Origin of the sequence: Streptomyces sp. ME19-01-6, assembly GCF_033793745.1 — a bacterium.
Classification (GTDB): domain Bacteria; phylum Actinomycetota; class Actinomycetes; order Streptomycetales; family Streptomycetaceae; genus Streptomyces.
In genome coordinates this window covers 235,836-249,176 of the sequence record NZ_JARAXF010000002.1, presented here as the reverse complement: position 1 = coordinate 249,176, position 13,341 = coordinate 235,836, and the positions used below count along the sequence as shown (strand labels likewise).

The 13,341-nt window shown below is 71.3% G+C and carries 10 protein-coding genes and 1 pseudogene; 2 read left to right on the top strand and 9 right to left on the bottom strand.

Features of this window, described 5'->3' with window-relative positions; translation table 11 throughout:
- Window positions 1-228 precede the first annotated feature (228 nt).
- A pseudogene (locus tag PV419_RS04695) lies at window positions 229-1,777 on the top strand (FAD-binding protein).
- A 23-nt stretch (window positions 1,778-1,800) separates the two neighbouring features.
- On the opposite strand, the gene PV419_RS04690 reads toward PV419_RS04695, so the two are convergent.
- Entirely contained in the window at window positions 1,801-3,297 is a 1,497-nt protein-coding gene (locus tag PV419_RS04690) for a PepSY domain-containing protein (RefSeq protein ID WP_319686388.1), read from the bottom strand.
- Between the two features lie 717 nt (window positions 3,298-4,014).
- Entirely contained in the window at window positions 4,015-5,088 is a 1,074-nt protein-coding gene (locus PV419_RS04685) for a DJ-1/PfpI family protein (RefSeq protein WP_319686387.1), read from the bottom strand.
- A gap of 261 nt (window positions 5,089-5,349) precedes the next feature.
- Here PV419_RS04685 and PV419_RS04680 point away from each other — a divergent pair, with 261 nt between their 5' ends.
- Window positions 5,350-5,931 carry a hemerythrin domain-containing protein gene (locus tag PV419_RS04680; RefSeq protein ID WP_319686386.1) on the top strand — a complete coding sequence of 194 codons (582 nt, stop codon included), beginning with the start codon at window positions 5,350-5,352 and terminating at the stop codon, window positions 5,929-5,931.
- A gap of 35 nt (window positions 5,932-5,966) precedes the next feature.
- Here the strand turns inward: PV419_RS04680 and PV419_RS04675 are convergent, their stop codons facing one another.
- From PV419_RS04675 to PV419_RS04645, 7 genes are read right to left on the bottom strand one after another with little or no spacing between them, the layout of a single operon-like run.
- Window positions 5,967-7,385 carry an aldehyde dehydrogenase family protein gene (locus PV419_RS04675; protein ID WP_319686385.1) on the bottom strand — a complete coding sequence of 473 codons (1,419 nt, stop codon included), beginning with the start codon at window positions 7,383-7,385 and terminating at the stop codon, window positions 5,967-5,969.
- Window positions 7,386-7,403: 18 nt separating this feature from the next.
- Entirely contained in the window at window positions 7,404-8,195 is a 792-nt protein-coding gene (locus PV419_RS04670) for a coniferyl-alcohol dehydrogenase (protein ID WP_319686384.1), read from the bottom strand.
- Between the two features lie 56 nt (window positions 8,196-8,251).
- Window positions 8,252-9,802 (bottom strand): acyl-CoA synthetase, encoded by a 1,551-nt coding sequence (locus PV419_RS04665; protein WP_319686383.1) that lies wholly within the window; start codon window positions 9,800-9,802, stop codon window positions 8,252-8,254.
- An 11-nt stretch (window positions 9,803-9,813) separates the two neighbouring features.
- On the bottom strand, window positions 9,814-10,836 hold the full coding sequence (locus PV419_RS04660; RefSeq protein ID WP_319686382.1) for a hypothetical protein: 1,023 nt from the start codon (window positions 10,834-10,836) through the stop codon (window positions 9,814-9,816).
- Entirely contained in the window at window positions 10,833-11,357 is a 525-nt protein-coding gene (locus PV419_RS04655) for a flavin reductase family protein (protein WP_319686381.1), read from the bottom strand. Before PV419_RS04655 ends, PV419_RS04660 begins: the two co-directional genes overlap by 4 nt.
- A 43-nt stretch (window positions 11,358-11,400) precedes the next feature.
- Entirely contained in the window at window positions 11,401-11,850 is a 450-nt protein-coding gene (locus PV419_RS04650; protein WP_319686380.1) for an SRPBCC family protein, read from the bottom strand.
- Window positions 11,741-13,321 (bottom strand): NAD(P)/FAD-dependent oxidoreductase, encoded by a 1,581-nt coding sequence (locus PV419_RS04645; protein ID WP_319686379.1) that lies wholly within the window; start codon window positions 13,319-13,321, stop codon window positions 11,741-11,743. The genes PV419_RS04650 and PV419_RS04645 overlap by 110 nt, the downstream gene beginning before the upstream one ends.
- Window positions 13,322-13,341: the final 20 nt, after the last annotated feature.

The window sequence follows — 13,341 nt, the reverse complement described above, 5'->3', positions numbered from 1 at the left end:
CGGGGGACGCTAGGAGGGAGCCGTTACCTCTCCGTACTTCCGGGATGAAGGACATGTTTCGGAGGCCTCTCCGTGTGGCGGAGCGGAGTTCACCGTGCGGCACTCTGGCGGCTCCGGGCCCCTGCGTTACCTTCGGTAACCCTCTCGCTGTCGCAGCGGTACCTCTCGCTGTCGCAGCGGTACCTCCCGCTGCTCCCGTCCCCTGCGCAACTCCTCCGGGAGGCAGCCATGGAGAACTCCCCAGCCCCTGCCGCGTTCACCCGCCGCCGTGCCCTGACGGTGGCCGGCGGCGTGCTCGCCGACGCCGCCCTCGCGCAGGCCACGTATCCGGCCTTCGCGGCCTCGGCTGCATCGGCGGACGCGGACGCCATCGTCGTGGGCCACGGTCTGGCCGGGCTGGTCGCCACGGCCGAACTGGCGGCCGCGGGCCGCAAGGTGCTGCTGGTGGACCAGGAACCGGAGGCCAGTCTGGGCGGGCAGGCGTTCTGGTCCTTCGGCGGTCTGTTCTTCGTCGACTCCGACGAGCAGAGTCTGCTGGGGATCAAGGACTCCCAGGAACTGGCCTGGCAGGACTGGCTGGGCACGGCGGGCTTCGACCGCGGCGTCGACGACCCGTCCGGCCAGGACTACTGGGCCCACAAGTGGGCCGAGGCGTACGTCGACTGCGCCTCGGGGGAGAAGCGGTCCTGGCTGTCCGGGCTCGGCGTGCAGTGGTTTCCGATCGTGGGCTGGGCCGAGCACGGCGGCGGCCTCGCGGACGGACACGGCAACTCGGTGCCCCGCTTCCACGTCACCTGGGGCACCGGCCCAGCCGTCGTCGAGCCGTTCGAGAGGAAAGTCCGGGCGGCCGTGGACGGCGGGCTGGTGACCTTCAAGTTCCGCCACAGAGTGGACGAGTTGGTCGTCACGGGCGGCACCGTCACCGGCGTACGCGGCGCGGTCCTGGAACCGAGCGACGCGGCGCGGGGCGAGCCCAGCTCCCGTACGGTGGTCGGCGACTTCGAGCTCGGCGCCCCCGTGGTGATCGTCACCTCCGGCGGCATCGGCGCCAACCACGACCTGATACGGAGCAACTGGCCGGCCCGGCTCGGCACGCCGCCCAAGTCCATGATCACCGGTGTGCCCGCGCACGTGGACGGTCGCATGCTGGCGATCACCGAGAAGGCGGGCGGACGCATCGTCAACCCGGTTCGCGCTGTCCGGCTCCGAGCAGAACCCGGACCTCACCGAGAAGAACATCTGGATGCTGCTCTCCCGCATCTGGCAGACGCCGGAGCCGATCGAGCGGTTCAGGAGAAGGGCGAGGACTTCGTCGTCGCCGCGACCCTGCCCGAACGGTCACCGGCATGAACAAGCTGACGGGCAAGAACCTGATCGGCCTGGCCGACGCCAGATCGAGGCCCGCGACCGCGAGATCGTCAATCCGTACACCAAGGACGTCCAGGTCATGGGCATCCGCAACGCGCTCGCCTACCCGGGGGACACGCTCAGCCGCACGGCCTCCGCCCACCGGATCCTGGATCCCAGTGCCGGGCCACTGATCGCCGTACGCCTCAACGTCCTCACTCGCAAGACCCTCGGGGGCCTCCAGACCGACCTCTCCGGCCGGGTCCTGGACGCTTCCGGCAAACCGATTCCCGGGCTGTACGCGGCCGGAGAGGTGGCCGGTTTCGGCGGCGGCGGCGTCCACGGCTACCGCTCCCTGGAGGGCACCTTCCTGGGGGGTTGCCTCTTCTCGGGCCGCGCGGCCGGCCGGGCGGCCGCGGCCGCGACCTGAACCGGCCGGGGGCGTTCCGCGCCTCAGGCTGTCTGCCCGGATGTGCCGCGTCGGCGGGCGATCGCGCCCAGGAGGAGGTCGACGGCCAGGAAGGCCGCCAGCGGGATGCCGAGGAGCGGCAGGTAGTAGCCGATCACGGCGATGGCGGCGGCCAGGGGGAGGAGCACGTACGGCGGCACGCGGCGCCACGCGCCGCGGGGGACGGGGCGGCCGAAGGCGGAGGCGCGGCCGCGCTGCCACCACATGCGGTAGCCCCACACGATCAGGAGGATCAGCGAGAGGGCGAGGGCGGCCAGGGCGATCTGGTTGACGAGGCCGAAGAGGTTTCCGGTGTGGAGGTCGATGCCCCAGCGGGTGAGCTTGGCGAGCACCGGGTAGTCGGCGAACCGCTGGACGTCGGTGACCTCGCCGGTCGCCGGGTCAATGGCCACCGAGTCCTGCTTCTCCGGCCAGCTGCGCTGGATCTGGCTGACCACGTACGCGCTGCCCGGCTCGGCGGGCGGGACGATCTCCACGGGGTTGTCCAGGCCCTTGGCGCGGGCGGTCTTCAGGACGGCGTCGAGGCCCACGTCCGTGGTGTGCCCGGACGTCTCGCCCGTACCGCCCATGTCCATCCCCGGCATGGAGCCGGAGCCCATGTCGTGTCCCGCGTGTTCGCCGCCGCCGACGGTGGCCGAGACGGTGGGGGTGGTCTGGTCGAGTGCGGTGCGCAGGTCCGCGATGTTCGCCCCCGCGTACGTCGACCAGGTCAGGCCGGTGGCGGACAGGAACAGCAGCCCCAATGCGGCCCAGAGGCCGACCGCGCCATGGAAGGACATGGTCCGCTTGCGGCCGGTGGCGGTGCGGTCGGGCAGGGCGACCGATCGGAGGGCGCGCTGCTTACGGCGGCGGCCGAGCCACAGCAGCAGACCGCCCAGGGTGATCACCCACAGCCAGCTGGCGGCGAGTTCGCTGTAGAGACGGCCGGTCTGGCCGAGGTGCAGATCGCGATGGAGTTCGTCGATCCAGGTGCGCAGCGGAAGGGCACCGGTGGAGCCGTACTGCTCCAGCGCCCCGCGCACCTTGCCGGTGTACGGGTCCACGAACACCGCCAGCGTGTGCGCGTGATCGACTCCCTTGACGCCGGAGAGCAGCACCCGAGTGGTGGCGCCGTCCTCGGGCGACGGCCGTACGGCGCTGATCTCGCCCTCGGGGTGGGCCTTCCGGGCGGCGGCCACCTGCTGGGAGATCGGCAGTTCATGGTCGCCGACAGGGACGCGCAGCTCGTGGCTGTAGATGATCTTCTCGGCCTGGAACGATCCCGCGTACAGCAGCCCGGTGACGGCCGCCACCAGCAGGAACGGCGCGACGAGCACGCCCGCGTAGAAGTGCAGCCGCAGGACCAGCGGCCGCAGACCCGACCAGAGGGATCCGCCGGCTCCGGCAGGAGAGCCGTCGCCCGGATCAGTGGTCCGCGGGTCCTCGGTGGCGGGGTCATCCGGAGAGCCACCCGTGGCAGGGACGAGAGGTGTGGCGGACATGGACGGCTCCTGGTTGGAGGGCAGCGCGGGCGGGCGGAATCTGAGCCTCGCCATGTCAGTCGTCGGCTGCGCGGGCGGCTGAGTTCCGGACGGTAGGTGTGACCTGGCGCACATGACAGCACTGGGCCGGGGCGCCCGTGTCGCGTTTGTCATCGGCGTGATGAAGATTGGTCCGTCCGCACGTGTACCGCAGGCGGCTGGCACCATGGCTGCCATGTCCGCCAGGTCGCCCTTCCGCCTCGCACGAGCTGCCGTGTTCGCGGCGGTGTGCGTCGTGGTGACGGCACTGGGGCACGCGCTGATGTCCGGCGACACCCTGCCGGTGTGGGCCGTGGCCGCCGCGTTCGCCGGGACGGCGGTGGCCGCGTGGTGGATGGCCGGGCGGGAGCGCGGGGCGCTGGTCGTGACCGGTGCGACGGCGTTCGCGCAATGGGGCCTGCATCTGCTGTATCGGCTCGCGCAGACGGTGGGCGCTCCCACGGCCGGGAGCGGGGTGGACGGCGGCATGCCCGGGGCGGGAGGCCCGGGCGCCGCCTCCACGAGTGGCGCTGCCATGAGCCATATGAGCCACATGGGCCATATGAGCCATGGTGCGGACGCGATGTCCGCCGCAGTACCGCCGATGGGCGACCCGATGTGCCCTGGACGGGCCAGGGCGGGTCGGGGATGGCCGACCAGAAGGCGTCGTCCTCGTACCAGCGCATGCACCGCGGCCCTTTATCGCGCGGCGTCCGCGAGCAGCTTCAGCGCGAGCTGCTGCAACTCCGGGCCCGCCTTCTCCGGGCTGCCGGTGTCGAAGGGCGGATCGGGGTCGTACTCCACGGCGAGCTGCGTGGCCTGGGCGACCCGCTCGTCGGACAGCCGGGCGGCGAGGTGCAGACCCATGTCGATCCCGGCGGAGACCCCCGCCGCGGTGATGATCTTTCCGGCTTCGACGAACCGCCCCGGTGTGTAGACCGCACCGGCGTCCGCCAGATACGGGCGGGAGGCCCAGTAGGTCGTGGCGGGCAGACCGCGCAGCAGCCCGGCGGCGCCCAGGATCAGCGACCCCGTGCACACCGAGGTGGTCCAGGTGGACTGGTGGTGGATGCGGCGGATCCAGTCCAGGACCCGGGCGTTGGCCATGGTCGTCGTGATGCCGCGTTCACCCCCGCCCGGCACCAGCAGTACGTCGGCCCGCGCCACGCCGTCCAGTGAACGCGTCGCCACCAGCGCCAGCTCTCCGGTGTCGGTACGGACCCGTCCGGCCTTCTCGGCCACCATGGTCACCGTCACTCCCGGCACCCGGCACAGCACCTCATACGGCCCGACCGCGTCCAGCGCGGTGAACCCGTCGTACAGCAGCACCGCCACCCGCACCTTGGGCTCCCCGGGCTTCCCGGCCCGCGCGGCGCCGCGCGTCTCGGCATCCTCGGCCCGCGCCGACGGCGCCGCGCCGAGTGTCACCAGCCCCGCGCCCACCCCGCTTGCCGCGGCTGCCTGGAGCAGCTTGCGACGACTACGGTCCACATCTGCCATCAGTGACTCCCTGATTCGGCGAAAGGGCCGGCGAGCGCCGGCAAGGGAGTAGTCGTTCGAAGCGATGGTCGAGTTCCCGGGGAACGTGTCGACCGCCAGGCGCCGCCTCCGGGCCGTGTGCCGGAGCAGATACTCGCGGCAGTGGAAGGTGCGCGCGGCGACGTCGGCGTCCAGCCTGCTGGCGGCGGCGAAGAGTCGGGGCGCCTCGTCCTGGTGGGCGTTGACCCAGGTCAGCGCGCCGGAACGGGCGCTAGGCCGACCAGCTCCAGACATTCGGCCACCCGCCGCCGGCGAGCGGGGCGCGGTCGCCTCGCAGCCCGGCGCCGATGTTCTTCGCGACGGACTGCCATGGAAAGAGGCGGTGTTCGTCGCCCCGGGTGTCCAGGCCCGCGAACCACACCGCTACCTGCTCAACTGTCCGTAACCGAACGAATACGCGGAGTCGGCGAAAGATGGGGGAATAGTCGGTTTCCTTCCTCTGCTCTCGGGTGACTCGCCGGAAGAGAACCAGGTCCTACGAGGAGGGATGCCGCGATGAGCAACGCGGACATGGAACGCAGGCTCGCAGCCCAGCTGCCGGAGGGGGACGTGGTCGGGATCCTGCTGGAACAGCATGCCCGGATCCGGGACCTCTTCGCGGACGTGAAGAGCGCGGAGGGCGAGCACAAGAAGCAGGCGTTCGACGAGCTGCGGGCCCTGCTGGCGGTGCACGAAACGGCGGAGGAGATGATCGTGCGGCCGGTCGCGCGGGAGACCGCCGGCAAAAAGGAGGCCGAAGCCCGCAACCACGAGGAGAAAGAGGCCAACAAGGTACTCGCCGAGCTGGAGAAGATGGACGTCCGCAGCGCCGAGTTCGACGCCCGGCTGGCCGCGTTCGAACGGTCGGTGGTGGAGCACGCCGAACACGAGGAGAACGAGGAGTTCCCCTCGGTGCACGAAGGGCGGACGGAGGAACAGCTCAAGCGCATGGGCGCCAGGCTGCGCGCGGCCGAGAAGATCGCGCCCACCCACCCGCACCCCACGGCGGCCGGCTCCCCGGCGGCCCAGTGGAGCGTGGGTCCGTTCATGTCCCTGGTGGACCGGACGCGCGACGCGATCAACGCCGCCAGACGCTGACCGCGCCCGCCCGCGGCGGGCCGGTGGCCTCGGGATCAGAAGAGTCGGCGCAGCACGGCGAGCGCCCGACGGGTGTAGGGCGGGTACAGCAGCTTGAGGTCCGGTCTGGCGGTCTTGGACAGGACCGCCTTGCGGTGGCTGAGCTGCTGGAAGCCCCACTTGCCGTGGTAGGCGCCCATCCCGCTGGGGCCGACCCCGCCGAAGGGCAGCTGGGGCACCAAGCAGTGCATCGCGACGTGGTTGACCACCGCCCCGCCCGCCGGCACCGCGTCCACGATCCGTCGCGCCCTGCTCAAAGACTCGGAGAAGACATACAGCGCCAGCGGTTTCGGCCGGGCCCTGACGAAGCGGATCGCCTCGTCGACATCGGACACCTCGAGCACCGGAAGGATCGGGCCGAAGATCTCTGCCGACATGACGGGTTCATTGGGATCCGGGTTGACGATGACCGTCGGATGCATCGTCGATGAGGCCCGGTTGGCCGACCCACCGGTCACCACGGTGCCCAAGGTGGCCTCCAGGTACCCGGTGAGCCGGTCGAAGTGCCGCTCGTTGACAATGGGCAGCCCCTCCCCGGGGCTGCCCCCGCGGAACCGGGCCACGGCAGCGACGATCCGGTCGACCAGCTCGGCACGGACGGCCCGTTCGACGAGCACGTAGTCGGGCGAGATGCAGGTCTGGCCGGAGTTCAGGAGCTTGCCCATGGCGATGCGCCGGGCGGCGACGCCGAGGTCGGCGTCGCGCGTCACGATCACCGGGCTCTTGCCACCGAGCTCCAGGGTCACCGGGGTGAGCGTCGGTGCCGCCGCTGCCATGATCTTGCTTCCGGTCTCGGTGCCGCCGGTGAAGAGGGCGTGGTCGAAACCGAGGGCGAGCAGCTCCTGGGTGGTGGCCGCGTCGCCTTCGACCACCACCACGGCCTCGCGGTCCAGGTATTCCGGAATCAGCCGGGCCAGCAGGGCCGATGTCGCCGGGGCGACCTCCGAGGGCTTGACGACGGCGCAGTTACCGGCGGCGACGGCCGCCACGAGCGGGGCCAGCGTGAGGTACACGGGGTAGTTCCAGGGTCCGATGACAAGGACGACGCCGAGCGGCTCGTACTGCACCCACCCCGAGCCGGGGAGGTGCATGAGCGGCAGCCGGACCTTCTGCCGCTTCGTCCACCGGTGCAGATGCTTGCGGGCGAAGGCGGCTTCACCGGCCGTGGACGCGATGTCGCCGAGCCACGCCTCCGGAGCGCTGCGGCCCAGATCCCGTGCGAGGGAGGCGGCGATCTCGCCCTCCCGCTCGGTGACAAGCCGCTCGATGCCGCGCAGCTGCGCCTGCCGCCACGGCAGTGGCCGGGTGCGCCCGCTCGCCTGCACCTCGCGCAGGCGGGCCAGGACATCGGCGAGCGGGCCCGCGGGACCCGGGGCCCGCGGCGCCGGCGGGGCGCCCGTCGGGTTGACTGTCACGGTTTCCTCCCCAGCCGATCAGATCTCGGGAGCCGGGATGAGACCGGACGCGATGGAGGCCGCGATGCCGCGGTCGGCGATCAGCGGGAGCCCGTTGATCCAGCGTGCGTCGTCGCTGAGCAGGAAGCGGATCGCCCCGGCGATGTCATCCGGCACGGCGTGCCGGCCGAGGAGTGCCTTGACGCCGTCGAGGGTGTCCTTGCCCATCGTCTGCTCGAAGTCCGCCAGGATGGGTGTCTCGACCGGGCCGGGCAGGACCGCGTTGATCCGCAATCCCTTCTCGTTCAGGGCCAGAGCCTTGGTCAGTACGTAGACGGTGGTCACTTCCTTGGCGAAGTTGTAGGCATTGCCCTCCTGTGGGTTCGCCGCGAACCAGGCGGCGCCCTCGGCGAATGACTCGGTGGCCAGCACCTCCTTGACGGTGTCCAGGCGGGCCGGCCAGCCGAGCCCGGCTATCGACGAGACGATCACCACAGAGCCGCCGGGGTTGAGGCGCGGCAGCATGGCCTCGGTGAGGTGACGCACCGCCAGCGCGTTCACGGCGAAGACGACATCGGCCGGAGCCGTCCCCGGCACACCGGCGACGTTGACGAGCGCGTCGAACTCGCCGTCCAGCTCGGCCAGGGCCGCGTCGATGCTCTCCGGGTCGGCCAGCTCGACCTTGATGTGTGCGGACACCCCGACGGACGGCTCGTTGCGATCGAGGCCGACGACCCGCGCGCCCTCGCCGATCAGCCGGTGCGCGACGGCCTGGCCGATCCCCGAAGCCGCCCCCGTGACAACGCAGCGCTTGTTGGTGAATTCGGACACTGACGGAACTCCTCTCGGCGGACGCGGGCGCGTCCGGGGCACGACGGCTCGAAGGCTCAGCGGATGACGTGGGGCATGCGCGACGCGTACCGGTCGGCGAGAGTCCGCTTCACCAGCTTGCCCGTGGCGGTCCGCGGCAGTGCGTCGGCGAAGTCAACGGACCTCGGCGCCTTGAAGTGGGCGATGCGTCCGCGCACATAGGAGATGATTTCCTCGGCCAGCGAGGGGGAGGGGACGAAGCCGTCGCGCACCTGGACGACGGCCTTCACCTGCTGCCCCATCTCCGGGTCCGGGACACCGATGACGGCGACGTCGTGGATCGCGGGATGGAGCGCGAGGACGTTCTCGATCTCCTGCGGGTAGATGTTCACCCCGCCGGAGATGATCGTGAACGCCTTGCGGTCGGTGAGGAAGAGATAGCCGTCCTCGTCCAGGCACCCCAGATCACCGACGGCGGTCCAGGTCGGGTGCCGAGGATGTCGCGCGGCGGCGGACTTCCGCGGGTCGTTGTGGTAGCTGAACGGCACCTGGTCGCGCGCGAAGTACACCGTGCCGACCTCACCCACCGGCACCTCGGCGCCGTCCTCGTCACAGATCTTGATCTGCCCGAGGAAGGCCCTGCCGACCGAGCCCGGCCGTTCGGCCCACTCCTTCGAGGAGATGATCGTGAGGCCATTCCCCTCCGTGGAGGCGTAGTACTCGATGAGGATCGGGCCCCACCAGTCGATCATCGCCTGCTTGACCTCCGGTGGGCAGGGAGCCGCGGCGTGCACCGCGTGGCGCAGGGTCGACAGGTCGGCGCGCTCCCGGGCGTCGGCGGGCATCTGGAGCATGCGGACGAAATGAGTCGGCACCATCTGGAGGACCGTCACGCCGTAACGCTGGACGGCGTCCAGGGCGCCCTGAGCGGAGAACTTCTCCATCAGGACGACGGTGCCACCGTGGCTGTGCGCGATACCGCACCACCGCAGCGGAGCGGCGTGGTAGATCGGCGCGGGCGAGAGATAGACATCGTCGGCGGTGAGTCCCAGAAGCCGGCCGACGACCGCCGTCAGCGCATCGCCGGGCTGGTCCACCTCGAAGGTCGGCAGCGGGGGCTTGACGCCTTTGGGACGGCCCGTCGTCCCGGAGGAGTAGAGCATGTCGGCCCCGCGCGGCTGCCGCTCCAGGCGGGCAGGGGCGTTGTCGACGAGGGAGGTGTAGGAGTCGTACCCCTCGATGTCGCCGCCGAAGGCGTACCGGAGCCGGACGCCGGGCGCCCCGGCCACCAGGTCCCGGGCGAGCTCGGCCACGCCGACGGAGGCGATGAGGACGGCGGCCTCGCTGTCCTCGACGATGTAGGCGGCCTCGTCGGGGGCCAGGTGGTGGTTGATGGCCGTGATGTACAGGCCCGACCGCAGCGCGGCCCAGTAGACCTCGAAGGCCTCGGGGGCGTTGTCGGAGAGGAGGGCGATGACGTCTCCTTGACGCAGACCCGCTTGGTGCAGGGCGGCGGCCAGGCGCGCCGAGCGGTCGTCGAGCTCGGCATAGGTGAGGGTCCGACCCGACTGCGCCATGACGACGGCCGGTTTGTCGGGGGTGATGGTGGCGTGGGTTCCCGGGTACACGGCTGGACTCCTTACACGAACGGCGGGACGGGGACCGGGCGCTGGGCCCGCCACCATTGGTCCAGTGCCTCCTCGGTCCGGCGCTGCGCCGACAGTTCCTCGACGGTGGGCACCGGGGGGACCGACGGGGAATCCCCGCCCGGCTTCCGGCTCCCCGCCTCGCGGAGATCCGTCGTGGCCCAGTGCTCCTGGATCAATTGGCTGAGAGCGAACCGAGTCTGACGTCGGTTCAACTCATGGCCGGCTTCGTCGATGACGAAGGTTTGGGCGTGCGGCACCGACCGGAAGACCGCCCGCACATCCGCGGTACGGATCCACGGATCACGCTTCCCGTGAAAGTCGAGGAAGCGGGTGTGCCGGGCGGTCCGCAGGTCCCGGACCGTGCTGTGGATGCCCGCCCAGTCGTCGGAGACCAGACTCTCCACCCCGCGCAGTCTGATCTCGTGGCCGAACAGGGTACCCACCCCCTGCAGATCGCGCAGGGTCCCGGCGTGCAACTGCCCGACCAGGTCGGTCCCCTGAAGGATGGCGGTGAGCGTGGCGCGTGCGTCCACCACCCCACAGAGGGTGCCGACGAGGCGGAACAGCCCCGGGTCCAGCGCCGCCGCCCGGAGGGCGGCCCGCCCGGTGACGCTGGCCGCCAGGCCCGTGATCCGGTCGGTTCCGTACCTCTCGCGCGCCCAGTGGGCGACATCGCACAGGTCCTCACAGGCCCTGGTCAGGGTGAAGTCGAGGATGTCACCGTCGCTCAGCCCGACCGAGTTGGTGAGGTCGAAGCGGACGACGGTGAAGCCGTTGGCGAGCAGCTGGAGGCCGGGCAACAGCGTCCACCGCCGGGTCCGGCCCAGTCCGGCCACCACCACGGCCACCGGCGCGTCACCGCACCGGCCGCCGCGCTTGTCGCTTCCGAGCCGGGACAGCGCGCCGCGGATGGTGGCCCCGTGCCGGTTCACCAGCGAGAACGGTTCCGTGACCGATCCGAAGGGGCCGAGGAAGGCCGTCGGCCGTGTGCTCATCGCCCCGTCGGCACTCATCGGTTCACCGTGACCAGCTGCCAGCCCAGGCTCCTGCGCAGATAGACCAGGGGCGAGCCCTCTGCCGCCTCCATGCGCTTGACCTCCGCGACGACCAGGCTGTGATCACCGTGCCGGAAGACCGCCACCGGCAGGCACAGCAGGTAGGCGAGGGCGCCCGGCAACCGGGGCACCGACCCGTCCCACGACCAGTCAAGTCCGCTGAACTTGTCGTCCACGCGGCTGCTGAAGACCTCCGCGATCCGCCGCTGGCCGGCGGCGAGCATGTGCACGCCTATGGCGTCCGCGTTGATGACGGGCTGGTGGGAACGGGCCGTCACTCCTATGTTGAAGCAGATGCTCGGCGGAAGGTCGCTGAACGAGGTCAGCGAGGTCACCGTCAGGCCCGCCGGGCTCCCCGCCCGGCCGGCGGTCACGACCGCCACCCCGGCCGCGTGCCCGCTCATCACCTGCCGGAAATCCGTGGTCGCGGTCTCCTTGGTGGGGGAGCCCGGGTCGGCGGGGGGCGGATCCTCCGCCATCGGGTACCTCCCGTGTCCTGAGCGCATCATCAGCACCGTTTCCCTAGGCTCCGTGAACGTTGTCGCTCGACGCGAGCCCACCGCGTTCGGCGAGTTCCTTCAGCCGGCGCAGGTGCTCGAGGAACTGCCGCTTGGCGAAGCGGGCCATGGCCTCACCCGACCAGCCGCTGAAGCTGATCCGCGCTCGCACCTCCGTTCCCCCGTCGACCGGCGCGCAGGTGAAGACGCCCTCCATGCTGATCGGGCCGCGCACGCTGCGAAACCCCCACCGGGTCGGCGCGGCGTGCTCGGTGATCTCGTACTCGGTGATCACCGAGCGGCCCATGAAGCGCCGGACCTCCCGCCCCCGGCTGCCCACCGTGCCGTCTCCGGAGACGATTCCGTCACTCGTCAGGTCCTTCTGCCACAGAGGATGCCGATCGGGCCGTGCGATGAGTTCGAACACCTCCTCCACGGGGAACGCGATGAGCTCGGTCACTTCGGTCGTCGCCATCTCCTCCACCCTTCCTCTCGTCGTGGTCCTGGCGGGCGGGGGCAGCCGCGGCCGCCGCCGCGGCTGTCCCCGCCGGGGCGCCCCCGGCCGGTGTAAGCCGGTCCGCGCCCGTGTTCCCCCCTCGGGCCGCTATCGACGCCCGCCCGTCCCGCTGCCTCTCATAGCGGGGCCGGACGCCCATCCAGCGCCGGACGGCCTCCGTACGGATCAGTTCGCGCGCCTCCCGCAGCGTCGCGCCGGCAGGCGTCTCGCCCTTGCGCAGCTGGGCGGCGATCACGGCCGCGAACCGGTACGGGGCGATGAACCGCCGGACCCGGTAGCGCCTCCCGAGCACCTCCTGCAGGCGCAGTTTCAGCCGCTCCGATGAGGCGATGCGCTCGAAGAAGCTCCCGTACAGCGGTGAGGAGCTGCCCGCTCTCCCCATGTCCTGGGAGAGCCAGTACATGGGGGCCGCGTCCCGGTCCCGTGCGTGCCACCAGTGCCGTGTCGCGGCGTCCAGCGACCGTGTGGATCTCCAAGCGGGCAGCACCCGGGCCGTGAGCCGCTCGGCGTGCCGCATGGCGTCGGAGATCCCCTGCCCGGTGACCGCGTCCTTGACGTGCCCGGCGTCGCCCAGCAGGACCCAGCCCGGCCCCGCGCTCTCCCTGAAGAAGCAGGCGTAGCGCAGCACCATCCGGGCGGCCCCGTCCGGCTCGGCGTCCGCGAGCAGGTCCTTCCACTCGCGGCCGTCCTGCCCCCAGGGCCGGGCGGCCCGCAGGAAAGCCCGCTCGATCTCCCCCGGAGCCCGGTACCCGGAGGTGTCCTTCAGCGCGGGTTGTACGGCGAGCAGCACGCGGCCCTGATCGCACGGCGCGGCCAGCAGCAGGTCATCGCCGCGTCGGCAGAAGAAGAACTCCGGGGGCGCGGGAAGACCCTCGAAGTACCGCCACACCGCGCCGCGTTCGTTCCAGCTCTGGTGGTACTTGCGGGCTCCGGCCAGCCGGGCCACCGTCGAGCTGCGCCCGTCGGCGCCCACGACCAGCCGGCAGGAGACCGAGACCTCGCGGCCGTGCGGGTCCTCGTAGCGCAGCCCGTTCACGCGGCCGTCGCGGTCGTCCCGGAGCAGCCCGGTCACCTTGCACTCCAAGCGCACGTCGGCCCCGGCGCGGCGCGCCGTGTCGAGCAACAGCCCGTCCAGGGTCAGGCGGCGGACCGACAGCCACGGCTGTTCGACGTGGTCGACGGACAGATCGCAGTCGTCGATCCACAGCGTGGAGCGCGGCATGGGCGGCGAACCGGTGGCGAGCACCGTGTCGAGGACGCCGAGCCGGTCCAGGCAGTCGAGGTCCTGAATGGTGTGCGTCGAGAGGATCTCGCTGGGGGCCTTAGCCCGTTCCAGCAGGAGTACGGAGAGCCCGGCGCGGGCGAGATGGGCCGCGGCCGAGGAGCCCGCGACCCGCCCTCCCACGACCGCCACGTCGAAACGTTCCATGGTCGGTTCCGGCACGGTGG